Source organism: Algoriphagus aquimarinus (assembly GCF_900112005.1).
In the GTDB taxonomy this organism is placed as follows: Bacteria; Bacteroidota; Bacteroidia; order Cytophagales; family Cyclobacteriaceae; genus Algoriphagus; species Algoriphagus aquimarinus.
Window position 1 is genome coordinate 1 of record NZ_FOKK01000006.1, and the last position, 23247, is coordinate 23247.

General features: G+C 40.9%; 23 protein-coding genes. 13 read left to right on the forward strand and 10 right to left on the reverse strand.

Translation table 11 applies throughout. The features are described 5' to 3' along the window. On the forward strand, window positions 1-304 hold a 304-nt coding region (locus BM291_RS09150), incomplete at its 5' end, for an integrase core domain-containing protein (protein WP_139229067.1). A 53-nt stretch (window positions 305-357) separates the two neighbouring features. Here BM291_RS09150 and BM291_RS09155 read toward each other — a convergent pair. The 4 genes from BM291_RS09155 to BM291_RS09170 are packed head-to-tail and all read right to left on the reverse strand — an operon-like array spanning window position 358 to window position 3806. Beyond that, window positions 358-1092, reverse strand: coding sequence for a 3-keto-disaccharide hydrolase (locus BM291_RS09155; protein WP_092896547.1), 735 nt, complete (start codon window positions 1090-1092; stop codon window positions 358-360). A 5-nt stretch (window positions 1093-1097) separates the two neighbouring features. After that, on the reverse strand, window positions 1098-1526 hold the full coding sequence (locus BM291_RS09160; protein ID WP_092896549.1) for a c-type cytochrome: 429 nt from the start codon (window positions 1524-1526) through the stop codon (window positions 1098-1100). A 25-nt stretch (window positions 1527-1551) separates the two neighbouring features. Beyond that, on the reverse strand, window positions 1552-2604 hold the full coding sequence (locus BM291_RS09165; RefSeq protein WP_092896551.1) for a sugar phosphate isomerase/epimerase family protein: 1053 nt from the start codon (window positions 2602-2604) through the stop codon (window positions 1552-1554). Window positions 2605-2636: 32 nt separating this feature from the next. Beyond that, window positions 2637-3806 (reverse strand): Gfo/Idh/MocA family protein, encoded by a 1170-nt coding sequence (locus BM291_RS09170; protein ID WP_092896553.1) that lies wholly within the window; start codon window positions 3804-3806, stop codon window positions 2637-2639. A 253-nt stretch (window positions 3807-4059) separates the two neighbouring features. Here BM291_RS09170 and BM291_RS09175 point away from each other — a divergent pair, with 253 nt between their 5' ends. From BM291_RS09175 to BM291_RS09195, 5 genes are read left to right on the forward strand one after another with little or no spacing between them, the layout of a single operon-like run. After that, window positions 4060-5277, forward strand: a complete 1218-nt coding sequence (locus BM291_RS09175; RefSeq protein ID WP_092896555.1) for a nucleoside permease — start codon at window positions 4060-4062, stop codon at window positions 5275-5277. Between the two features lie 16 nt (window positions 5278-5293). Further along, window positions 5294-6172, forward strand: a complete 879-nt coding sequence (locus BM291_RS09180; protein ID WP_092896557.1) for a hydroxypyruvate isomerase family protein — start codon at window positions 5294-5296, stop codon at window positions 6170-6172. Window positions 6173-6200: 28 nt separating this feature from the next. After that, window positions 6201-7880, forward strand: a complete 1680-nt coding sequence (locus BM291_RS09185; protein ID WP_092896559.1) for a GMC oxidoreductase — start codon at window positions 6201-6203, stop codon at window positions 7878-7880. Between the two features lie 17 nt (window positions 7881-7897). Continuing rightward, a complete protein-coding gene (locus tag BM291_RS09190; protein WP_092896561.1) occupies window positions 7898-8458 on the forward strand; it encodes a gluconate 2-dehydrogenase subunit 3 family protein in 561 nt (186 codons plus the stop codon). Window positions 8459-8512: 54 nt separating this feature from the next. Continuing rightward, on the forward strand, window positions 8513-9379 hold the full coding sequence (locus tag BM291_RS09195; protein WP_092896563.1) for a sugar phosphate isomerase/epimerase family protein: 867 nt from the start codon (window positions 8513-8515) through the stop codon (window positions 9377-9379). 1 nt (window position 9380) lies between these two features. On the opposite strand, the gene BM291_RS09200 is transcribed toward BM291_RS09195, so the two are convergent. Together BM291_RS09200 and BM291_RS09205 are read right to left on the reverse strand one after the other, a co-directional pair. Beyond that, the gene (locus BM291_RS09200; RefSeq protein WP_092896565.1) at window positions 9381-10022 is read right to left on the reverse strand and encodes an MCP four helix bundle domain-containing protein; all 642 of its coding nucleotides are present in this window, start codon (window positions 10020-10022) and stop codon (window positions 9381-9383) included. A gap of 129 nt (window positions 10023-10151) precedes the next feature. Next, on the reverse strand, window positions 10152-10949 hold the full coding sequence (locus BM291_RS09205) for a glycoside hydrolase family 16 protein (protein WP_092896567.1): 798 nt from the start codon (window positions 10947-10949) through the stop codon (window positions 10152-10154). 72 nt (window positions 10950-11021) lie between these two features. On the opposite strand from BM291_RS09205, the gene BM291_RS09210 reads away from it, so the two are divergent. Beyond that, the gene (locus BM291_RS09210) at window positions 11022-11213 is read left to right on the forward strand and encodes a CsbD family protein (RefSeq protein WP_092897079.1); all 192 of its coding nucleotides are present in this window, start codon (window positions 11022-11024) and stop codon (window positions 11211-11213) included. A 126-nt stretch (window positions 11214-11339) separates the two neighbouring features. Next, window positions 11340-12503, forward strand: coding sequence for a homogentisate 1,2-dioxygenase (locus BM291_RS09215; protein ID WP_092896569.1), 1164 nt, complete (start codon window positions 11340-11342; stop codon window positions 12501-12503). Between the two features lie 188 nt (window positions 12504-12691). Here the strand turns inward: BM291_RS09215 and pafA are convergent, their stop codons facing one another. After that, complete coding sequence (gene pafA, locus BM291_RS09220) at window positions 12692-14326, reverse strand: alkaline phosphatase PafA (protein WP_092896571.1); 1635 nt, start codon at window positions 14324-14326, stop codon at window positions 12692-12694. Between the two features lie 114 nt (window positions 14327-14440). Between pafA and BM291_RS09225 the strand changes: the two genes are divergently transcribed. Then, window positions 14441-16039 carry an aminopeptidase P family protein gene (locus BM291_RS09225; protein WP_092896573.1) on the forward strand — a complete coding sequence of 533 codons (1599 nt, stop codon included), beginning with the start codon at window positions 14441-14443 and terminating at the stop codon, window positions 16037-16039. A gap of 7 nt (window positions 16040-16046) precedes the next feature. Beyond that, entirely contained in the window at window positions 16047-16490 is a 444-nt protein-coding gene (locus BM291_RS09230) for a GxxExxY protein (RefSeq protein WP_317045651.1), read from the forward strand. A gap of 71 nt (window positions 16491-16561) precedes the next feature. Here BM291_RS09230 and BM291_RS09235 read toward each other — a convergent pair whose 3' ends face one another. Further along, the gene (locus BM291_RS09235) at window positions 16562-17143 is read right to left on the reverse strand and encodes a carboxypeptidase-like regulatory domain-containing protein (RefSeq protein WP_245786817.1); all 582 of its coding nucleotides are present in this window, start codon (window positions 17141-17143) and stop codon (window positions 16562-16564) included. 178 nt (window positions 17144-17321) lie between these two features. On the opposite strand from BM291_RS09235, the gene BM291_RS09240 reads away from it, so the two are divergent. The 3 genes from BM291_RS09240 (at window position 17322) to pruA (ending at window position 20127) form a co-directional block, all read left to right on the forward strand. After that, complete coding sequence (locus tag BM291_RS09240; protein WP_092896579.1) at window positions 17322-17705, forward strand: ArsR/SmtB family transcription factor; 384 nt, start codon at window positions 17322-17324, stop codon at window positions 17703-17705. Between the two features lie 6 nt (window positions 17706-17711). After that, window positions 17712-18407 (forward strand): YjjG family noncanonical pyrimidine nucleotidase, encoded by a 696-nt coding sequence (locus BM291_RS09245; protein WP_092896581.1) that lies wholly within the window; start codon window positions 17712-17714, stop codon window positions 18405-18407. An 82-nt stretch (window positions 18408-18489) separates the two neighbouring features. Then, on the forward strand, window positions 18490-20127 hold the full coding sequence (gene pruA, locus BM291_RS09250; RefSeq protein WP_092896583.1) for an L-glutamate gamma-semialdehyde dehydrogenase: 1638 nt from the start codon (window positions 18490-18492) through the stop codon (window positions 20125-20127). Between the two features lie 308 nt (window positions 20128-20435). Here pruA and BM291_RS09255 read toward each other — a convergent pair whose 3' ends face one another. Continuing rightward, window positions 20436-21083 carry a hypothetical protein gene (locus BM291_RS09255; RefSeq protein ID WP_092896585.1) on the reverse strand — a complete coding sequence of 216 codons (648 nt, stop codon included), beginning with the start codon at window positions 21081-21083 and terminating at the stop codon, window positions 20436-20438. 697 nt (window positions 21084-21780) lie between these two features. Beyond that, entirely contained in the window at window positions 21781-22740 is a 960-nt protein-coding gene (locus BM291_RS09260) for a CHRD domain-containing protein (protein ID WP_092896587.1), read from the reverse strand. Window positions 22741-23247: the final 507 nt, after the last annotated feature.

Below are 23247 nucleotides of genomic sequence, written 5' to 3' on the forward strand. Positions count from 1 at the left end.
TCAAGCCTTACTGGAAAAGTATCAAATCAGCTGTAGCATGACAGAAAGCTATGATCCATACCAAAATGCGGTGGCAGAAAGAGTCAACGGAATACTGAAACATGAATTTATTCTGGGGATCATAATCCATGATTTAGAACTGATGGACAAACTGATAAAAGAGTCTATTTATATTTACAATAATGAAAGACCACATTGGAGTTGTCGGATGGAAACACCAACCAAAATGCACCTGCAAGACAGCATAAAGATTAGAACCTACAAAAAGAAAAATAGCACCGTGTCGAAACCCGATGCTATCTAAATTATCCTTTAAAACTGTAACGCCTATTCAGGACTAGTCACAAAATGAAGTGATTAAAGCTTCTTAATCATTACATTCTTGAAGTACACTAGATCACCGTGATCTTGAAGTGTGATTTGCCCTTTTTTGAAGGTACCCCAATTAGGCATGTTTTTGAATTTACTATCTGCAACCAAAGCTTCCCACTCTGGAGTCCAAAGTGTAGTGCTCACCACAGTAGTACCATTAAGGATAAGGTCAAGTTTTCCATTGTTAGAGATGATCTCAGCAGAATTCCACTCACCATAAGGCTTTACAGTCTCTTCACTACTTACGATCAGGTCATATAGATCTCCAGCTCTATGGCTGATGATTTTAGCGTCCGGATGTCCCTCGTTGTCCAGTACTTGCATTTCTAGGCCTGTATGGTAAGAGCGCTCGTATTCTGGTGCTTCGTGAGTATAGAAAATCAATCCGCTATTTCCATTCTGAGAGATTTTCCAGTCGTATTTCAAATGGAAATTCTCGAACTCCTCGTTGGTAGTGATGTCTCCACCATCTCCCTCTTCCCAGTTGTCTTTGTTGGTAGCATCAAGATAAACTTCGCCGTTCTCGATTTTCCAAGCTTTGCCTACTTCAGCTCCACCGTATTTGTGCCAGTTAGAGAAATCATTGTTCGCAAATAGGTCCGTCCATTCTTCTGCTGGAGCGGCTGCTACTTCTTCCGTTTCCGTTTCGGTTGCTTTTTCACCAGAGCACGAAGCAAGTATACCTGCCAAGGCTGCGATGAGGATATAATTTTTTTTCATCTTACTTATTTTTTCAAAAGGAGTACATAACTCACCATGTCTTTAGCATCTTCCATACTCAATGCTGTATGTGGAGGCATTGGGATCTCGCCCCATACACCAACACCGCCATTGATTACTTTCTCAGCTAGCATAGTGATATTCTCATCTGTAGCTTCGTATTTAGCAGCTACATCTGCATAAGAAGGACCTACTATTTTTCTTTCTACCATGTGGCATGAAGTACAATCAGAGGTTTTAAGTTTTGCAAGACCTTTGATGTAGATAGGATCGTCTTGATACTTTTCTTCAAGACTTATTTCTTTTTCTGGAGCTGCTGGAGTTTCTACAGCTGGAGTTGAAGTGGTTTCGGAAGTTTTATCTCCTCCACCGCAAGCGAATGTAAATCCTGCCAGAGCTACTAAGGCAAGGTTTAAAGGTTTTGTGATTTTCATTAAGTTGGATATTAAAATTGAGTAGTTAGATTCCTAGAATTCTTTTATTGAATTCTTCGTCAGCCCCTCTGCCGGCGAAGTCGTCAAATGCTTTTTCGGTTACATTGATGATGTGAGAAGCAATGAATGGAGCACCTTCTGCAGCTCCTTGCTCAGGATGCTTGATCGCACATTCCCATTCTAAAACGGCCCAGCCATCGTAATCGTACTGCGAAAGTTTGCTAAAAATTCCGCTAAAATCAACTTGGCCATCTCCTAAAGATCTGAAGCGACCAGCTCTCTCGACCCATCCTTGGTATCCGCCATAGACACCTTGCTTTCCTGTTGGATTGAATTCAGCGTCTTTTACGTGGAACATTTTGATTCTTTCGTGGTAAAAATCAATGAATTGCAAGTAATCTAAGCATTGTAATACAAAGTGACTTGGGTCATAAAGGATATTCGCACGCTTGTGGTTATTCACTTTATCTAGAAACATTTCAAATGTCACTCCATCATGCAAATCTTCTCCTGGATGAAGCTCATAACACACGTCTACACCATAATTATCAAATTCGTCTAGAATAGGAGTCCATCTTTTGGCTAATTCAGTAAATCCAGTTTCCACCAAACCTGCTGGTCTTTGTGGCCAAGGATAAACGGTGTGCCACATCAATGCGCCGGAGAAAGTAGCATGTGCAGTTAGTCCCATATTATGGGAAGCTTTTGCCGCATATTTCAACTGCTGCACTGCCCATTCTGTTTTGCCCTGAAGATTTCCTTTTAGGTTATCTGGTGCGAATCCGTCAAATAATTCATTGTATGCAGGATGCACAGCCACTAGTTGGCCTTGGAGGTGAGTGGAAAGTTCAGTGATTTGTAAACCTGCTTCTTCTACAGTGCCCTTGATCTCATCTGCGTAAGTTTTGCTTTCTGCAGCTTTTTGTAAATCAATCATTCGAGCATCCCAAGAAGGGATTTGCACGCCTGCATAGCCAAGATCAGCCATGTAGTTACAAATGTTCTTCAGGTTATTGAAGGGTTCTGTGTCGTCAATAAATTGGGCGAGAAATATCGCCGGTCCTTTAATTGTCTTCATTTTACTTAGGTTAATTTATTAGGTTCAAGAATTTATTTTTCTACTTCGAATGGAGTCCATTTGATATCGGACTCATTACTTTTCAATACATGATCTATGAAAGCCATTCCTCGGATTCCATCTTCTATGCCAGGATAGTCTTCCCATTCTGGCTTTGGCGTCTCACCGGCACGATCTGCATATATACATCTTGCAAAATTTCTATACAAGTTCGCAAATGCTTCTACATATCCCTCAGGATGTCCTGCTGGAGTTCTAGTGTTTTCATTTGCAAGAGAGCCTAAGTAGGCTGAACCGGCTCTGAATATCTGGTCGGGTGCCTCCGGCCAGCGCGCGATAAGTGTGTTATTCAATTCTTGCTGCCATTCCAAACCTCCTTTTTCTCCATAAATCCGGATCCTCAGGTTGTTTTCTGCTCCAGTGTCAGTCTGCGAGGCAGTAAGCACGCCGGAAGCACCATTTTCAAATCGCATCAAGACTACTCCATCATCGTCTATCGGTCTTCCGTCAAGCTTTATATACAGGTCTGCGCAGATAGCAGCCACCTTTTCTCCAGAAACATACTCTGCCAAATGGAATGCATGTGTGCCAATATCTCCCATGCATCCTGCCAAGCCATTTCTCTTTGGGTCAGTTCTCCATTCTGCTTGCTTGTTGTTTTCTGATTCCAAGAGTTTCCAAAGCCAACCCTGAGGATATTCTACATAGACTTTTCTCACTTTTCCGATTTGCCCTTCAGTGATCATTTGCTTGGCTTGCTTGATCATCGGATAGCCAGAGTACGTGTGAGTCAAGAGGAATCTTCTGTCAGAAGCTTTTACGACATGATAAAGCTCTTTTGCCTCAGTGTAATTCAGGGTAAGCGGCTTGTCCAGTGCTACATGAAATCCAGCGTTGAGCGCTTTTACTGTAGGGTCAAAATGCAAATTGTTTGGCGTCACGATCACGACTACGTCCATCCGCTCAGATTCTGGAAGTCCCAGTTCTTTGGCAAACATATCATCGTAATTGGCATAAACTCGAGTAGGATCGAGCATAAGCTCTTTGCCACGTTGTATTGATTTTTCTGGATTTGAACTAAATGCGCCAGCGACCAGCTCAAACATCCCGTCCATCAATGCGCCATTTAAATGGATGGCACCTATAAAAGATCCTGGACCGCCACCAATAAGTCCGATTTTTAGTTTTTGTGTTGCTGACATAGGTTAAAAGACTAGTTACTCAGGAATTAATGCTTGAAATAATTGAAACCAAGCGGAAAATCCTCCGCTCATTGAACGAATAAGAAGAATAATTGATCAACAGCAACATCAAGGTATGAATGGCTAGGTCTATTCTAATTAGAATCCCTTACTTGGTATTCAATTGAACAGCCTAAAATAGGTCAATTTGGCTAAACTTTAAACTTTGGCTACCTCTTAAAAACGAACTCTGCCTTAATCTGATTTTAAATCGATGAATATCAATACCAAGCTCCGACTTTCCTTCATGATGTTTTTAGAGTTTTTTATTTGGAGCTCTTGGTTTGTGACTTTAGGCACTTTTTTAGGAGCTAATCTTATGGCCAACGGACAAGAGGTAGCCTTGGCATTTTCTACACAATCATTTGGGGCAATCATTGCACCCTTTGTCGTTGGACTAATCGCTGATCGCTATTTTCACGCACAGCGAATCTTGGGGGTTATTCATCTCTTGGGAGCTGGGTTGATGTACTTGCTATATACAGCAACAGATTTCGCGGGCTTTTTCCCGATTCTATTAGGGTACATGATTTTATTTATGCCCACACTGGCTTTGGTGAATTCTGTTTCTTTCAATCAAATGACCAATCCAGCTAAAGAGTTTTCTGTCATTCGTGTTTGGGGGACAATTGGCTGGATCACTGCTGGGGTTATAATTAGTTACTTCGCTTGGGATAGTCAAGCGGGGATCAAAGAAGGTTTATTGGAAAACACCTGGATTATGGCAGGTGTAAGTTCTCTGATTTTGGGGCTATATAGTTTTACCCTCCCTGCTACACCTCCTCAAGCCAAATCGTCTGATAAAATCAAGTTGTCCGAAATTCTGGGTTTAGATGCTTTATCCTTACTAAAGCATAAGAATTTCGCGATTTTCTTTATCTCATCTATTTTGATCTGCATTCCTCTGGCTTTTTACTACCAAAATGCCAGCCCGTTTCTAACTGAAATCGGCCTCGAAAAATCAACTGGAAAAATGGCCTTGGGTCAGGTGTCTGAAGTAGTTTTTATGCTTGCTTTGCCTGTATTCTTTTCCAGATTTGGCATCAAAAAGACCTTGATTGTAGCCATGATAGCTTGGGCAGTTCGATATATTTTCTTTGCTTTCGGAGATGCGAATGAAGGAGTATGGATGCTTCTAGTTGGAATAGCACTTCATGGTATCTGTTATGATTTCTTCTTTGTGAGCGGGCAGATCTATACAGACGCACATGCTGGAGCAAAATATAAATCTTCAGCTCAGGGTTTAATTACCTTGGCTACTTATGGCGTAGGAATGCTAATTGGCTTCTGGGCGGCAGGATTAATCTCAGATTATTACACAAATGAAGCTGGCGCCCATCTTTGGAAATCAATTTGGTTGATTCCTTCTGGTATTTCCGTTTTGGTTTTGCTATTTTTCATTTCTCTTTTCAAAAGAGAACAAATAAATTAACCTCAATAACCCCCTCATGACCAAACCTATTGACACTGGAAGAAGAGATTCTTTCAAAAAAGTTTTACTTGGCGGTGCCGCTTTTAGCACGTTATCCTCCTTTGATTTGAAGCAAGAGAAACCATATGCATTGAAAGGGAATATCAATCATGGTGTATGCCACTGGTGTTTTCGTGATTATAGCCTTGAAGATTTCTGTGTAGAAGCTAAGAAGATTGGTATCAAAGGCATTGACCTGATCGGACCAAGTAATTGGCACATTCTGAAAAAGCACGGACTAGACTCCTCTATGTGTAATGGGGCTGAGATCAGTCTTACAGAAGGTTTTGGAGAGGTGAAGTATCATGAGCAATTGATCAAAAATTATACAGAGATGATTCCTAAGGTAGCAGAAGCTGGCTACAAAAACTTGATATGTTTCTCTGGAAACAGAAGAGGAATGGATGATGAGACAGGATTGAAAAACTGTGTGATCGGCCTTGAGAAAATCATTCCTATAGCTGAAAAGCACGGTGTAATCATTCAAATGGAACTTCTTAATAGTCGAGTAAATCACAAAGATTATTTATGTGATATGTCTGCTTTTGGTATTGAGTTGTGTAAGCGCTTGGGGAGTGAGAATTTCAAATTGCTTTACGATATTTATCACATGCAGATCGACGAAGGAGATCTAATCAGAAGTGTACAGGATAATCATCAGTACTTTGGACATTATCACACTGCAGGCAATCCAGGTAGAAATGAGTTGGATGATACACAGGAGATTTATTACCCTGCCTTGATGAAAGCGATTGTCGCTACTGGGTACAAAGGTTATGTTTCACATGAATTCCTACCAAAGTCTGACGATAAAATGGCTGCATTGGCCCAAGGAGTTCAGATCTGTGATGTCTAACTAATTCAAAAACTTAAAAACCATATTTATGGCAAATGAATCATATGACGCAATTGTAGTTGGGTCAGGAATAAGCGGCGGTTGGGCTGCAAAAGAACTAACCGAAAAGGGGCTCAAAGTATTGATGCTGGAAAGAGGCCCTGATGTAAAACACATCAAAGACTATAAAACGGCTACCACCCCTCCATGGGAAGTTCCTCACAGAGGAAGAGATACACAGCAGCAGATTGCTGATCACCCAAATCTAAAAAGAGATTATGTGCTTAATGAGTTGAACCTTGATTGGTGGGCACATGAAGATGAGTCTCCATATGTAGAGGAGAAGCCATTTACATGGTTTAGAGGGTATCAGGTAGGTGGACGTTCTCTACTTTGGGGAAGACAGTCTTACCGCTGGTCTGATATAGATTTCGAAGGAAATGCTAAAGAAGGCGTAGCTGTAGATTGGCCAATCCGCTACAAAGATATTGCTCCTTGGTATTCTTATGTAGAGAAATTCATTGGAGTTTCAGGTTCCAAAGATGGTTTGGATGTACTTCCAGATGGCGAATTTATGCCTCCTATGCCGATGAACTGTGTAGAGGAAGACGGAGCAGCCAAAATCAAAGAACATTATAAAGGTGCTAGAACTTGGACTATTGGTCGTCCGGCAAATATCACTGAGCCACTTCCAGGTAGACCAGGTTGTCAGTACAGAAGCAAGTGTTCCTTGGGTTGCCCATTCGGTGGGTATTTCAGTACGCAAGCGTCTACCTTACCAGCAGCTGAGGCTACAGGTAATTTGACTTTGAGACCTTGGTCTATTGTGAGGAGATTGATTTACGATAAAGACACCAAGAAAGCTACAGGCGTAGAAGTAGTGGATGGGCAAACGAATGAAACGATTGAGTACAATGCGAAAATCGTATTCCTTTGTGCTTCTGCATTTAACTCTACTGCTATTCTGATGCGTACCGCTACAGATGTGTGGCCGGGTGGATTGGGCAGTAGCTCAGGAGAACTTGGACACAACGTAATGGATCACCATTTCCGCTTGGGAGCAAGAGGATCTATGGAAGGTTACGAAGACAAATATTACTTTGGTCGAAGACCAACTGGACTATATATCCCAAGATTCCGAAATGTACACGGAGATAAGAGAGATTACCTACGCGGCTTTGGATATCAAGGTGGAGCTAGTCGTAGTGGCTGGACTCGTGATGTCGCCGAATTGAATTTTGGTGCTCCGATGAAAGATGCACTTACCCAGCCAGGACCATGGGGAATGGGGATAACTGCCTTTGGAGAAATACTTCCTTACCACGAAAATACGATCAAGTTTAGTGATACCGTGGTTGATAAGTGGGGGATGGAAGCATTGGTAATGAATGCTGAGATCAAAGACAATGAAATCAAGATGCGTAAGGATATGATGTCAGATGCAGCAGAGATGTTGGAAGTGGCAGGATTTAAAGATATTCAAGAATACGATGCAGGTTATACTTTCGGACAGGGTATCCACGAAATGGGAACAGCAAGAATGGGTCGCGATCCAAAGACATCTGTTTTGAACGGGAATAACCAAGTCTGGGAAGCGAAAAACGTATTCGTAACTGATGGAGCATGTATGACATCTGCATCGGCTGTGAACCCTTCACTTACTTACATGGCGTTGACGGCAAGAGCAGCAGCTTTTGCAGTAGATGAATTGAATAAGCAAAATCTCTAATCGTAAAAGACAAGACTATGACTATGAATAGAAGAGACGCTTTGAAGAGCGTCATGGTAATGATGGGAGGCACGATGATCGGCGCTACGGCGATTATGACAGGTTGTACTCCCGAAAACCAAATTGAGGGATTAGATTTTGATCCGGATGATATAGCTTTCTTAGACGAATTGGGTGACACGATCATTCCAGAAACTGACACTCCTGGCGCGAAAGCAACCGGTATTGGATCTTTTATGGTAATGATGGTGAAAGACACTTACGACGGAGATAACCAGAAGGAGTTTGTTGATGGCTTGAATAAATTGAGAAAAGACTTCAAATCAGCTAATGGTAAAGACTTCGTAGGTGCGCCTGCTGAAGAGAGATTAGCGTATTTGAATAAGATGAATGAGGAGTTCAAAGCAAGTGGAAAAGACAGAAGTCCTAAGGTGATTAATATGCTAAGAGACTTAACTGTCTTGGGCTATTTCTCATCTGAAATTGGTGCTACTCAAGCATTGAATTATGTGGAAACTCCAGGGAAATTTGACCCTTGTATGCCATACAATAAAGGCGATAAAGCTTACGCGATTTAAGTAACACAACCTATAAAAATAGCCTGCTCCTCCTAGGGGCAGGCTTACCTATTTATGAACAATCAAAGAAGAAAATTTCTCCAGGTAGGAAGTATGCTTGGACTTGGAGCAGCATTGTTTCCTTATGAACTAGCTGCTAGATCTCTTGATAGAGCTAAGCTTTCCAAGTTTGGTTTACAGCTTTACTCAGTAAAAGAGGAAATGGCTAAGGATGCTGCCGGAACGATGCGCAAACTTGCAGGGTTTGGTTACAAGCAATTTGAAGGATTTGATGGTGGAAAAGGTATCCTTTGGGGGATGCAACCAGCAGAATGCAAGAGTTTATTGAGTGAAATCGGAGTTGATTTCATTTCATCTCATGCTAATGTGTTTAAAGATCTGGATGCACAGGCAGAGCAAGCTGCGGCAGTAGGTATGAAATACTTAATCTGTCCGTACATCGGAGCGCAGAAATCTGTGGATGAATGGAAAAAAGTTGCAGATAAATTTAACGCAGCTGGTGAAACATTGAAGTCTCACGGGGTAAAGTTTGCTTACCATAATCACGATTACACCTTCAAGATGCTAGACGGGCAATTGCCTCAGGATATTTTGATGGAAAATACAGATGCTGACTTAGTAGATTTCGAATTGGATATGTATTGGGCATTTGTGGCTGGATACGATCCACTGGAATATATAGCTAGATTCCCAGGTAGATTCAAGCTTTGCCATGTAAAGGATGCTGAAGCTGCTGGATCTAATGCACATGACCGTGGCGTATTACTAGGTTCCGGCGAAATGGCCTATGCTGATATTATCAAGAAGTCTAAGAAATACGGAATGAAGTATTTCGTGGTAGAACAAGAACGATTTGTGGGAACCAACCCTATGGAAGCCGCTGAAAAAAATGCAGCTTACCTAGCTAAATTAAAGGTCTGATTTAAGAATAAGATTTCTTATTTCTGAATAGGATAAAGTACAATGAAAGTGCTAGAATAATCAACAAGGCCACTTCAAATTGAGACCAGATCTGGGAGCGATTAATGATGATATTGGCTTTGTTGATTAATTTTTCGCCTTCTTCCAGCTGTATTTTACTCAAGTTGTCGAGATCTTTTTGAGCAATGCTGATTTTTTGATCATACAGCATAACTTGGCTATTATTAATGCCTGAGGAGTCAGAGTAAAGCAATCCGTAGTTTTTTATCTGAAGGTCATTATCTATGATTGAACTGAAATCGGCTAAAAACTCTGCCTCTTGGTCAGTCAAGTTTGTCTTTTCAAAAGCTCTAACTATTTCAGTAATATTTTTTTCATGTTCAGCGATTTCTTCAATCACTTTGGAGTAATCGTAGTTGATGTTACAATGGTCGACTAACTTTTGAATCCTAAATAGATTCTCTGAAATCCTGAAGATATAGCCCTCTACCACCAAGCGGTCATTGTATACTTCTTTGAAGGTATTGCTTATGTTTTTGAAGGCTTGACGTTCCGTTAGGTTTTTGCCATAAAACAAAAGCAGTAATAGCCCTATAATTACAAGTGCGGTTATTTTCTTTCGTCTCGCTTTGTTGGTATTCATGGAAGTCGTATTAGGGTCTATTTATTTTTATCATTTTAATAATATCTTTTCTACTTCCCAAGAAATCCTCAAACTAAACATGGAAGTTCACGACCAAATGCAATGTATACATGGAAATGTTATCTGTTTTTAATTTTGATAGGGCTTTTTGTCATATACCCTAACGTAGTCCACCTCCATGCGTTGAGGCCAAATGTCTGTGGCTACGCCTTGCAGTCCTCCCCACCCACCTCCGACGGCGATGTTTAGAATCAAATGGAACGGTTGATCAAATGGCCACTCTTTGTAGTCATTTCCTGTGTTTTCAAATGTGAAATAAATGACTCCATCAATTAAGAAGTCGATTTTTTCTTCAGTCCAATCAATTGCATAGGTATGGAACTCCAAGTTGAAATCTGGGACTTGTCTAAAGCCTCCTTTTTGTGTGCCCGCGGTGTGATTGAAGGCTTCCGTATGGACTGTTCCATGGACTTTGCCGGGATCGTATCCCACGTGCTCCATTATGTCTATTTCACCATTTTTCGGCCAACCTCCGTGGAGGTTTTCTTCGGACAGCATCCAGATCGCTGGCCAGGTTCCTCGGCCTTGTGGTAATTTTGCGTTGACTTCTATGTATCCATATTGCCAAGCTGCCTTTCCTCTTGTTAGTAATCGTGCAGAAGTATATCCTTTAGGGTGTGATGCATCAGCATGTGCTTCAATGATTAGTTTACCATTTTCAATTCGGGCATTTTTAAGGTCATTTTGTGAATAATATTCCAATTCATCATTGCCCCAGCCATGGTCACCTACATCGTATGTCCATTTTTCTGGATCAGGTAGACCATCAATTTTGAACTCATCAGACCAGACTAATCGGGCTTCCTGAGCTTTTGAGCAAAGATTTAGGCAAAAGATGAGTAAGGGAATGGCTAGAAATGTCTTCATATTTAGTTCGACTTGGTATATGCTTTGCAAACTACTAGATAGTTAATGTTTAAACTTAAACCACTATTTATTATGGCTAGTAATTTAAAATTAAAAGGAAACTGGAATATCTTGAAAGGAAAGATAAAGGAGAAATATGGAGATCTCACTGATGATGATTTAACATATGTTGAAGGTCAAGAAGATCAACTGCTCGGCAGAATCCAAAAACGAACAGGTGAAGCAGAAGATGCAATCAAGAAAGAGTTCTTTGAGGAGAATTAATTCAGGCATATCAGAATGACATAAAAAAACGGCGCTAGCCGTTTTTTTATGTCTCATTTTTTTAAGATAGGCAAAGTCCTTTTGATAGAATGTTTAAATTTAAGCAAAGAAATAAACCCAATAATAATGGCATATTATCACAGAATGGGAGCTATCCCGCCCAAAAGGCACACACAGTTCCGTCAGCCCGATGACAGTCTTTACAAGGAAGAGGTGGTGAGTTCCAAAGGTTTTTCTGGTATCTACTCCACACTTTATCATATCTATAATCCGAACGAAGTAAAGTCCATAGGTACGCCTAAGCCATTTTCATGGAAGGCTGCCACTGAACATGGATTGAATCAGACACATTTGAAGACTTCCAATGTGGAATTCACTGGGGAAGATTATCTGGCAGCAAGGAGGAATCTCATGATGAATTCTGATGTGATGATGGGGATTTGCTCTCCCAAAAAGCGGAAGATGGATTATTACTTCAAAAATGCTGATGGTGATGAATTGATCTATGTGCACGATGGAGAGGGAGTGATGTATTCTCAATTTGGAAAACTGGAAGTTCATAAGGGTGACTATATCGTGATACCTCGTACGACGATTTACCGTTTTGAATTTGAGGAAGAAGGTCCACTGAGGCTCCTGATAATAGAATCTGTAGGAGCTATAGAGACGGTGAAACGCTATAGAAATGAAGTAGGGCAATTATTGGAGCACTCGCCGTATTGTGAACGGGATATTCGCCCGCCATCTGAGCTACACATAGAAAAAGAAAAGGCTGATTACCTCGTGCAGATCAAAAAACAGGGAATGTTACATCAGTATTCCTATGGCCATAGCCCGCTGGATATTGTAGGTTGGGATGGGTACTTATACCCTTATGCACTTTCGATTTATGATTTTGAGCCGATTACAGGTAGGATTCATCAGCCACCGCCAGTTCATCAGACCTTCCAGGCTTGGGGATTTGTGATTTGTTCATTTGTTCCGAGGCTCTTTGACTACCACCCGCTTTCTATCCCCGCTCCATATAATCATTCCAATATTGATTCGGATGAGGTCTTATACTATGCTGAAGGAGAATTTATGAGCAGAAAAGGGATAGATCGAGGTTCGTTTACGCTTCACATGGGAGGCTTGCCGCATGGTCCGCATCCTGGGACGGTAGAGAAGTCTATTGGTGCCAAAGCAACGGATGAGTATGCAGTCATGTTGGATACCTTCAAGTCACTTCAAATTACGACTGACGCGCTTGAGTACGTGGATGAAAAGTATCCAATGAGTTGGACGGAGTAGCATATATGAATTACGATTTGCGGTGTTATCGAAGGGAAGGTGTGTACTAGTTACTTCCTAGTGATTGGAAATAGAAGCAGTCATAAATGAGATAAAAGCTGTGTTAGTCAAAAGAAAAAGTGAATAAGCGAAAGCACAAAAGCCTCAATCTGTGAAGATCGAGGCTTTTTATTGTTAGGATTAGGATCTTACTTCTTATCAGTAATCTCTAAAATCGGTTGACCAGTAGCTCCACTTGGCAATTTGATGTCAAGCATCATGGAGATCGTAGGTGCTATGTCAGTGACCGTAGCGTATCTTGAGCTAGAGCCTTGAGGCACATGCCATCCGAAGAATACAATTGGAACATTGGTATCATAAGTAAAGCCTGTGCCGTGAGAAGTACCACGAGAGCCTCCACTTAACCAGTTTGGTTCCAGAACAATCAAGACGTTTCCAGAAGCTTTTTGATTGTAGCCCATCTGTAATAACTGTGCCCTTCCTTGTGTGAAATCATTGTTTCGCATTGAAGTCGCAGTGTAGGCTTCTTTGATCCCATTGAATTTCAATAAGAAATGTGCAAGATCATTTTCTAGTGAAACTAGATCTACACCTTTTTCAGTAACTAGTTTTTCGTTGATGAAAATTTGACCGTTTGATACATTTTCTATCCAGTCGCCTTCGCCATATTTCTGAGAAGTATAGCCTTTCAGTTGACCAGTGATATAGCTCATGTTCACATTACCAGCTGGTACATTTTGACTTTCCATATATGTAGCAATATCTGCTACAGCGTGATCGGCAGATAAAAACACCAAGTACTCATCCTTGCCATATTTGTTGTCTAGGAAATCAAGCAATCTTTTGAAATCCTGATCTAGTCTAAGGTACGTGTCCTCAAGTTCTTTGGAAGTTGGTCCAAATCTGTGACCAACGTAATCCGTGGAGGAGAAGCTAAGTGCGAGAAAGTCCGTCTCTCCATTTTCACCTAAGTGCTCACCTTCTATAGCTGCTAGCGCAAAATCTAAAGTCAGTGTATTGCCAAAAGGAGTGGAAGAAATCATCCCCAATCCGCCATTAGTCTCTTGCAATTTGGCAAGGTCATAAGGGAAAGTTGGTGTGTCCTTTCCGGAGAAAGGAGCTTCAAAGTCATTGTTGTCGTCGATGCTTTGAATGTATGAGTCTATTGGATAAAGTGTTTCCCAAGTTTGGTTTAGGTAGGATGCAGCTAGTTTTTTAGCATTGAATTCCTTTGCCCAATCAGGTAGAGATTCGTAGTAATAGGTAGAAGTCATGAACTCTCCATTATCCCCATCATACCAATAGGCATCTCCAAGGTGACCAGCAGGTAAAGCAGCGCCTCTATCTTTAATAGCAACTCCAACTACTTTAGATCTCTGATTGTTAGACATTCTAAGCTCATCTGTGATCGTTGTAGTAAGAAGATTTCTTGGGCTGATTTGACCAGAGTTAACTGTCCCGCCTACGTTGGTCACTGTACTGTCTTCTGCGCAGTATACCGAACCATTCAATTTTCGCACATACCAATCATTTCCAATAATTCCATGTGTGGCTGGGGTAGTGCCAGTATAAACAGACGCATGTCCAGGTCCCGTATAAGTTGGGATATAATTGTAATGACCGTTTTTCATCACAAAACCCTCGTTCATCAAGCGCTTAAACCCACCATCTGTATAGCGGTCATAAAACTTGTTCAGGTACTCATGACGCATTTGATCGACTACAATTCCGACGATTAATTTTGGCTTGTCTTCGTTCTTTTGCGCAAAAAGGTTTCCGAAGGTCAGCAAAAAAAGCAAGGTTATTATTCCAGTTCTCTTCATTATTCTGATAGATTTTTCAGCCCAAATATAAGGATATGCCGCTACCTGTGGATTAAGACTTTGTTAAATGGTCAAAAGAATAGACATTAGATTTCTTGACCTAAAGTTAATTTTATGAAAAAGACAATCTGGACTTTGTTATTGGTGATGTTTTCAATGAGCACATTTGCTCAGTCTTATTTTGAAGATGGACTTTCTTCTGAATGGCATAGCGAAAGAAGAGCCGAATTGAGAAAGCTGATGCCAGCCAATTCTGCTGCTGTATTTTTCAATAATCCTGTGAAAAATCGAACCAATGACGTCGATTTCATCTATCATCCGAACACAGATTTTTTCTACTTCACAGGATTTCGCGAGCCAAATGCTGTGCTGGTCATTTTTAGTGAAAAGAGAGAGGTTAATGGTGGTTTAGCTGATGAACTGATTTTTGTCCAAAACAGAGATCCACGGGCCGAAATGTGGAATGGCAAAAGATTAGGTACAGAAGGAATGGTGGCCAATTTAGGTTTTCAGGAAGCCTTACTCAATTCTGATTTTGCGGCTAAATCAGGCATTAATCTTAAGGATTTCGATAAAATTTTGACGTTTAGCCTTTCAGAAGACATTGAGGGAAGTAGCTCAAATGAGCCGTTGATTCAGATGGTGAATGAATTCAAAACTGCAACAGCCTACCCAGATGCACTCACTGAAGTAAGTGCGCAAGTGTATGAAATGATCAAAAATTCAGATTTGAAATCCTCTGATCGAGTTGTACAAATGTTGAAAAGGTATGAGCGTCAATATCCTGATATGATGGAAGACCCTCTGATAAGTTCTTTTATGAATGCAGCATCACCAGAAAAGAGAATGGTGGTGAAGGAGGAAATTCCAGAACAAAAATTGGATATATCTTCACTTGGAGAAATGATGGGGGTTTTACGTGAGATTAAGACTCCAGAAGAAATCACTTTGCTGAAAAAAGCGGTGAAGATCTCTGCAGTAGGTCAGGTAGAAGTGATGAAAGCGGCAAAAGTTGGGATGACAGAGAGAGAAATACAAGGAGTGCATGAGTTTATCTACAAGCGCTATGGAGCAGAGGAATTAGGCTATCCATCCATAGTAGGTGGTGGAAACAATGGTTGTATTCTTCATTACATAGAGAATGACAAGCGGGATTTGAGTGATCGGTTATTGCTGATGGACTTGGGGGCCGAATGGAGAGGGTACACTGCTGATGTGACCCGTACTATTCCCATCAATGGTAAATTCAATGAAGAAGAAAAGGCTATCTATGATCTAGTCTATCAAGCTCAGGAAGCTGGAATTGCCATTTCAAAACCAGGGACAACTTTCCAGGAGATAGATGCTGCTGGTCGTCAGATAATAAATGATGGACTTGCCAAACTGGGAATTATCAAAAAAGGAGAGGGACATCAGTATTTCCCACATGGCACAAGCCATCATATAGGATTGGATGTACATGATAGAGGAACTCGCAATCCAATACAAGTAGGAATGGTTTTTACGATTGAGCCAGGGATATATATTCCAATTGGATCAGATTGTGATGAAAAATGGTGGGGAATTGCCGTGCGAATTGAGGATGATATTTTGATCACCGAAGAAGGTGCTGTGAATCTCTCAGGAGACGCGCCAAGAACAGTTGCGGCGATCGAGGAAATGATGCGTCTACCGAGTGTGTTGGAGGAGTGGGTGCTGCCTGAGATTGATTAAAAGCGACATGAATTATATGAATTGTTCTCGCGGCGACACGGCGGCGCAGCGTGTTTTTGTTTTGAATATGGAAAAGATTGAGAATGATATTGCTACTTTAATTCTGGATAAAGCATTTCTAATTCATCGGGAATTGGGGCCAGGCTTGCTGGAATCTATTTATGAGCGAGTGTTATTCCATGAATTGAAAAAGTCTGGACTTAATGTTGCAAGTCAAGTATTCATCCCTTTCAAGTGGGATGATATCACTTTTGAAAATGGATTTAGAGCTGATTTAATAGTTGATGATAAGGTGATTGTAGAAATTAAATCAGTTCAAATCATAGCTCCTGTCCATTCTAAGCAATTAATGACCTACTTGCGCCTAACCAAGTTAAAATTAGGTCTCTTGTTGAATTTCAATGAGGCCTTATTAAAAGATGGGATTAAAAGAGTAGCGAACAACTTATAGCATATTCGCAATTATTCGTTGCGCCGCCGCGCCGCCGCGAGATGAAAGATGAAAAAAACATAAAGCTAAGTCTAATCCTTCTTCTTCAAATCACCCCGCTTAATAGACCGAATAAACTGTCCCCATGCGAATGGATCTAGGAGTCTAAGTGTTCTTGGGCCGTAGAGATCCTGGTTTTGGATGGCTTGCCCTTGTTGGAAATATCGGAAGTTTTCATTGCCAGAGGCTGGCATAGATTCAGCCCAGCGAAGAAGCATCTCAGGGCTCATGTTAGCACTTGAGACAGACATTGGATCGGTTACATTCAGCGCAATTACTGCCCGCTTGAATTCCTCTTCAGTTGGATAAGGCATTACTTCGATTTCTGCCAAAGCAATTTCATCCACTTGCATGGTAAGGATTAGGCTAATTCTGTCACTTTCAACTGTATCAGGTATCTTGAACGTTTGTCTTTTCAAGCCTATAAAGCTGAAAACAACGGAATCTCCTTCAAGGACAGGCATGGAGAAATATCCAAATCGCCCAGAACTAGTGCCCCGCCCTTTCGTGGGAACGTAAATATTTACCCCAGCCACAGCATCAGTGCTGTCTGCATTAAGGATAATCCCAGAAAGTTGGATTACTTTTTTTTCTTGCACATCTTGAGCTTTCACTTCAAGAGAGTTAAAAAATATTCCTATTATGAAAAGGAACGAGGCGCTAAGGAGTAATGAATTCTTCACAAATTAAAGGTCTTTACAGAACTGCGGATAAGATTATTTCTGATGCGATATTACCCTAATTTCGGATGATTTTTTATTTTACCCTCATAAACTCCGTTAAAACTTACTAATGCGGCTAAAAAATATCAGTTTAAACTACGGACTTAGAATCTTCAAAGCGTTGTCGGAGGAACCTCGTGTGCGTATTTTTCATTTGCTCATGCTGAATAAAGAGTTGTCGATTTCTGACTTTGAGTTGATACTTGATTTTACCCAGACAAAAACCAGCAGACACTTGATTTACCTTAAAAATGCGGGTTTACTGGGTAGTAGACGGGTGGATCAATGGGTGTTTTACTACATCTTAGAGGAATATCTTGAGATCATCCAGCAGATTTTTAAGTTTATCCAAAAAGACCCAAGTCTTATCAAAGATCAGGTCACTTTCGAAATTCTAAAATCCAATCGCGAACTTGCGATCAATAAAATTCAGAACAATCAGTACCGACGTTAATTTCCCTTGAAAACTTACCAACACCTTTTCTTCGATCTTGATCACACACTTTGGGATTACGATCGAAATGTCCAAGAATCCTTATCCGAACTCTTCCTTCATTATAAGCTTGAAGAGCTCGGAGTTTTATCCTCTCAGCACTTTATAGACTCTTTTTATGCAGTGAATTTCAAGCTTTGGTCTGCTTATGACAAAGGTGAAATGCACAAAGATGAACTTCGGGGAACTCGGTTTCCAAGGATATTTGCCCATGCAGGAATAGTTGATGCAGTAATTCCTGAGGAATTCGAAGGGGATTTTATGCACCGAACTTCAAGCAAACCACATCTTTTTCCACATACCATTGAGATATTGGATTACCTCAAACCAAAATATAAACTCTATGTGATTACAAATGGATTTGATGAAAGTCAGGCAAGGAAAATGTCTTCTTCTGGATTGAGCGATTACTTTGAGTTAGTCGTGACCTCAGAGACCACAGGCCATAAAAAACCTGATCCGAGGATATTTCAGTATGCTATGGAGCAAGCAGGTGCAAGCAAGGAATATAGCTTGATGATAGGGGATAATCCTATCTCTGACATTCAGGGCGCGCACGGAGCTGGCATCGATCAGGTCTTTTTTAATCCGCTCGAAAAAGCAATTGAAATGACACCGACTTATACTATTTCACATTTGAGAGAACTAGAAGACATACTTTAGGGTTCTTTTACTTCATATTCACCTGCCAATAAAACCTTCTGGTTATCTTTGGCCAATACAGAAAATCATAACCCCAGATATTATGCTCAAAGGTTTTTTTAATGTCCCAGCTCCGGTAAATGAGCCGGTGAAAGCTTACGCTCCCGGAAGCTCCGAGAGAAAAGAATTGCAAGCAGCGCTCAAGGAAGCTAGATCTCAGCAAGTTGACGTGCCGATGTATATTGGTTCGGATGAAGTCAGAACTGGCAATACACATAACATGTCTCCTCCGCACGATCATCAGCATGTGCTGGGTCATTTCCACGAAGGTGATGCTTCTCATGTAGAGCAAGCGATTGATGCTGCTATGGGCGCGAAAGAAGCTTGGGAAAACTTAGGTTGGGAGCAAAGAGCAGCGATTTTCTTGAAAGCAGCTGATCTTTTGGCAGGTCCATATCGTGCCAAAATCAATGCGGCAACCATGCTTGGGCAGTCCAAAAATGCGATGCAGGCAGAGATAGATGCGGCATGTGAGTTCATCGATTTCTTGCGCTTTAATGTGCAATACATGACTGAAATCTATGCCCAACAGCCTCCGGTTTCGGGGAACGGCGTTTGGAATAGATTGGAGCAGAGACCACTTGAAGGATTTGTGTTCGCTTTGACTCCGTTCAACTTTACGGCGATCGCAGGTAATCTTCCTACTTCTGCTGCGATGATGGGAAATACCATCGTGTGGAAGCCAGCTTACACGCAGATTTATTCTGCAAATGTGCTGATGCAAGTGTTTAAGGAAGCTGGCGTACCAGCTGGTGTGATCAACTTGATTTACGTAGACGGCCCAACGGCAGGAGACGTGATATTCAAGCATAGAGATTTCGCTGGAATTCACTTTACAGGTTCGACGGGCGTATTTCAGCATATCTGGAAAACAATCGGAACGAACATTCATCAGTACAAATCTTATCCGAGAATCGTCGGTGAGACAGGTGGAAAAGACTTCGTGATCGCTCACAAATCTGCCATTCCTAAAGCTGTAGCGGTAGGACTTTCCCGTGGAGCTTTTGAGTTCCAAGGGCAAAAATGCTCTGCTGCTTCTCGTGCTTATATCCCTTCCAACATTTGGGATGAAGTAAAGGAAGGTTTAGTCGCTGATCTCGCTGATATGAAAATGGGCGGAACGGAAGATTTCACCAATTTCATCAATGCGGTGATTGACGAGAAATCTTTTGATAAAATCGCCAAGTACATAGACAATGCGAAAGCAAATCCTGCGGTGGAAATTATCGCTGGAGGTAATTATGATAAGTCGAAAGGCTACTTCATCGAGCCAACAGTAATCGTGACCCAAGATCCGATGTACACTACCATGTGTGAAGAGATCTTCGGTCCGGTCTTGACAATATATGTGTATGATTCAGAGCGATTCGAAGAGGCGTTGGAATTGGTCGATCAGACTTCTCCGTATGCCTTGACAGGAGCGATATTCTCTCAGGATCGTTATGCTGTGGAATTGGCTACTATAAAGTTAAAAAATGCTGCTGGTAACTTTTATATCAATGATAAGCCAACTGGAGCAGTAGTAGGTCAGCAGCCATTCGGTGGAGCGAGAGCTTCAGGGACGAATGACAAAGCTGGTTCTATGATCAACTTGCTACGTTGGGTTTCTCCACGTACGATCAAAGAAACCTTCGTTTCTCCAGTGGATTACAAATATCCTTTCTTGGAAAGCGACAAGTAATACGAGTGACCTTTGAGGTGTCATTCCGACGACGAAGGAGTAGGGATCTCCTCGAAGGTCTGAAGTAGATACTTAATGAAATAAAACCTTCGAGGAGATTGTTCGCTACTTCGTAGCTCACAAACGCACTTAGAGGTTTTCAAGAGCCTCGGATTTTAATTCGAGGCTCTTTCTTTTTAGCTGTTTGCCAAAGAGAGTTGCCTACATGAACAGAGACTTTTTTCAAAATCTATTCTTAGTATTAAATAAAAAATGCCCCTAATAAGCGTCAAGCTATTGGGGGCATTTTAGTTATTACTGCTTTGTGATTAATATTCTATCCGGCCTTGTATTGTACTCATGCCTTGACCGTTACTTGGGTTGAAGTACCCGCTGACAGTTGCAGTTCCAGTTGCGTTTTCAAACTTCCCAGTTCCACCTACTATTTCCACCTCAGCTTCAAAATTGCTTCTTTCTTCAGAGAAAGAAACCTTGTTTTGTATGTTTTTGAACCATACCGAATTTCCTTTTCCATCTGTAGTAACCGAACTTACCTCATCATTATCTACAATAATGCCTAACGCTTCTAATTGTTCAGAATAAAATTGAGTAACAGAAGCGCCAACAGTTCCTAAACCGTACTCTCCATATGATGCAAATTGGTTTATGAAAGTAGAAGCTTTACCCATATGGCTAGAATTACCGGTTCCGGTACCTGGGAGATAAGCTGGAAAATCATTAGTTGGATTTCCATTTTCATCTACTTGAGCCAATTGATTTGCAAACCGTTCGAAATAATTTTTTTCTACTGATTTTCTGGCATTTAGGTCTGTAGAAGAAGTGGTGTTGACAAGTGCTTCAGACTCTGTGACTTGTTGAATTTGTGCGGGCTCTTCCATAGTGGGTACGCAAGAAGCCATTAAAACTGATCCAGCTAGAGTCATCATGCCTAGCTTTGCGCGCATTGATTTTTTCATATTTTTTTGGGGTTGGGTGTTGATAAAAACATATTGATTTTTAGAATTTACAAGCGTTAATTAGGGTGAACTCAAAACTTATAAATAGTAATTTGCATTTAATACCAATAAAAATGCCAAAAATCAATTAAATGTAATAAAAAATTTGCCTTAGGATCTTTACTTAATAATTACCTATCTTACTTGGTATTCTCAGAATAGTACTATTTTTTTGAAGTTGATGTTTCTTCCATTTCCAATATGAAAAAACCAACTCAATTCCATTCTTTTCCTACACATGTTTAGCATTGCTCTGAAAAATAAGATTGCCAATCTAGGCAGCGATTTATTGTGGATAAGGTTATCTGCAGCGAGAGAAAGTCGAGTTTTTTATTTAGTTTTAGTTATCCTTCTAAAATCTCGTAAATGAAAAATCTGGCGATTGGGAGCCAAAAGGTAAATACTTTTTTGACTTCGAAACAGAGATCGAAGTTGAAAATTGGTTCCTTACTTCCGATGGCCTTTTCATCAACAAACCCGAGCAAAAGTCAGAAGATGCATACGAGTTTTATAAGATTGATTTGAGTGGGTTTGGGGATTGACCTAGATGGTTTTCTTCAACACCATCTATTTAATCTAATAATATCAAATTTCTTGATGAAAAGTAAAAGGCCAGCATTTGCTGGCCTTTTCTTCATTAGCTACTAGCTTATACAGCTCAGTTTACCTGTCCTCTCAATTCACCACCGGGGAATTTGTCTGAATGGACGTTCACATAGGCATTACCTGTTCTGAATGCCTCTCTAAGTATAAACAAATCACCACCGAGTAGTTGTCCAGAGAATTTTATTGGCATGATATCACCTTGTGCATAAAGTCCAGAAACTGGGCCATTCACTTTATCCATTCTGAGCGTAAATACTACGCCACCATTTGCGCCAGCTTTTGCAAAGTGGATATGAGCAAATCTAACGTCAGCAATCCCATCTACATTGACATGGAAAGAGGCTGATCCGCCGTCATTTGAAAAGTTGAATTTAGCAATTCCAGTTCCTGCGGACATTGCTGAAGGCACCTCGTTTGATCCATCAAGTTTAGCTCCATAATTTTTATTGTCATTTGACTGCACCATACTTACTTGACCGCGAAGCTCTCCGCCCGGATTGGTGGAAGTGTGAACGTTTACATAGATCCTACCATCTTCCATTTCTTTAACCAAATCTGAAATTGACATTCCTGCCAATGCTCCAGACAAGTTGGAGGCATCTATCATGCCTTGTGCTATTACGCCATTCTGAATGCCTGTCTGACTTTGTAAATTGACTATCACTCCGCCATTAACTCCCATGGGAGCATTGTGAAGATGGGCAGCGGTTATTCCTGTAGTATTGGCAACTCGAATTTCAAATTTCAATGTGTTTCCATCTATTTGAGTGATCCGAGCAGCTCCTGACCCCGGTGAACTGACCGAAGGATTTTCTTCCGTTCCAATTAGGAATGCGCCAAATTCAGCAAGCTGACCTTTACGCGCATTGGGGTCGGAATCTGCTGCTGCAGTAAAAGTGTTATCATCTGCTGATTGGTTCATCACAGGTGATACGTCTTGCAAGTTCTGGCAGCTGAATGCAACAAAGGCCAAAAAGGCAAGGGACATCAATTTTTGAAAGGAGTTTTTCATAGTATGAAGGTTAAAATTTGTTAATTATTTTAAACACATACGTAATCTCTTACCGTGCTGGATGCTTTTGATTTCCAATTAATTAAAAGTCGAATCAGTCGATTTGAAAGGCCCTAGGAGTTTAAATAAATTGAAATCTTAAATGCTCAGATTTCTCATGTATATGTTGTATTTTTTTTGAAAAAGCAAAGGTTTTAGACTGTGACAGAATGGACTGCCTTTGAGCTAGCCGGAGTTTAAATAAGTAGAGTACTTTTTTGACTTCGAAACAGAGATCGAAGTTGAAAATTGGTTCCTTTCTTCCGATGGGCTTTTCATCAACAAACCCGAGCAAGAATCTGAGGATGAATACGAGTTTTATAAGATTGATTTGAGTGGGTTTGTGGATTGACCTTTGAGATACTATTCCGACGACTAAGGAGAAGGAATCTCCTCGAAGTTCTTGATTTCAGGGGTGTTGGATATAAAAGAAATTAGGTGATATAAAGCCTTTAAAGGCTAATTACG

Bases quoted from the DNA above. Each gene is read 5' to 3' on its own strand.
- BM291_RS09255 (WP_092896585.1), bottom strand. From the start codon at position 21,083: ATGAAAAAATCAATGCGCGCAAAGCTAGGCATGATGACTCTAGCTGGA.
- BM291_RS09155 (WP_092896547.1), bottom strand. From the start codon at position 1,092: ATGAAAAAAAATTATATCCTCATCGCAGCCTTGGCAGGTATACTTGCT.
- pruA (WP_092896583.1), top strand. From the start codon at position 18,490: ATGCTCAAAGGTTTTTTTAATGTCCCAGCTCCGGTAAATGAGCCGGTG.
- BM291_RS09205 (WP_092896567.1), bottom strand. From the start codon at position 10,949: ATGAAGACATTTCTAGCCATTCCCTTACTCATCTTTTGCCTAAATCTT.
- BM291_RS09175 (WP_092896555.1), top strand. From the start codon at position 4,060: ATGAATATCAATACCAAGCTCCGACTTTCCTTCATGATGTTTTTAGAG.
- BM291_RS09200 (WP_092896565.1), bottom strand. From the start codon at position 10,022: ATGAATACCAACAAAGCGAGACGAAAGAAAATAACCGCACTTGTAATT.
- BM291_RS09210 (WP_092897079.1), top strand. From the start codon at position 11,022: ATGGCTAGTAATTTAAAATTAAAAGGAAACTGGAATATCTTGAAAGGA.
- BM291_RS09195 (WP_092896563.1), top strand. From the start codon at position 8,513: ATGAACAATCAAAGAAGAAAATTTCTCCAGGTAGGAAGTATGCTTGGA.
- BM291_RS09190 (WP_092896561.1), top strand. From the start codon at position 7,898: ATGACTATGAATAGAAGAGACGCTTTGAAGAGCGTCATGGTAATGATG.
- BM291_RS09230 (WP_317045651.1), top strand. From the start codon at position 16,047: ATGAATTATATGAATTGTTCTCGCGGCGACACGGCGGCGCAGCGTGTT.
- BM291_RS09165 (WP_092896551.1), bottom strand. From the start codon at position 2,604: ATGAAGACAATTAAAGGACCGGCGATATTTCTCGCCCAATTTATTGAC.
- BM291_RS09260 (WP_092896587.1), bottom strand. From the start codon at position 22,740: ATGAAAAACTCCTTTCAAAAATTGATGTCCCTTGCCTTTTTGGCCTTT.
- BM291_RS09180 (WP_092896557.1), top strand. From the start codon at position 5,294: ATGACCAAACCTATTGACACTGGAAGAAGAGATTCTTTCAAAAAAGTT.
- BM291_RS09185 (WP_092896559.1), top strand. From the start codon at position 6,201: ATGGCAAATGAATCATATGACGCAATTGTAGTTGGGTCAGGAATAAGC.
- BM291_RS09160 (WP_092896549.1), bottom strand. From the start codon at position 1,526: ATGAAAATCACAAAACCTTTAAACCTTGCCTTAGTAGCTCTGGCAGGA.
- BM291_RS09170 (WP_092896553.1), bottom strand. From the start codon at position 3,806: ATGTCAGCAACACAAAAACTAAAAATCGGACTTATTGGTGGCGGTCCA.
- BM291_RS09225 (WP_092896573.1), top strand. From the start codon at position 14,441: ATGAAAAAGACAATCTGGACTTTGTTATTGGTGATGTTTTCAATGAGC.
- BM291_RS09215 (WP_092896569.1), top strand. From the start codon at position 11,340: ATGGCATATTATCACAGAATGGGAGCTATCCCGCCCAAAAGGCACACA.
- BM291_RS09240 (WP_092896579.1), top strand. From the start codon at position 17,322: ATGCGGCTAAAAAATATCAGTTTAAACTACGGACTTAGAATCTTCAAA.
- pafA (WP_092896571.1), bottom strand. From the start codon at position 14,326: ATGAAGAGAACTGGAATAATAACCTTGCTTTTTTTGCTGACCTTCGGA.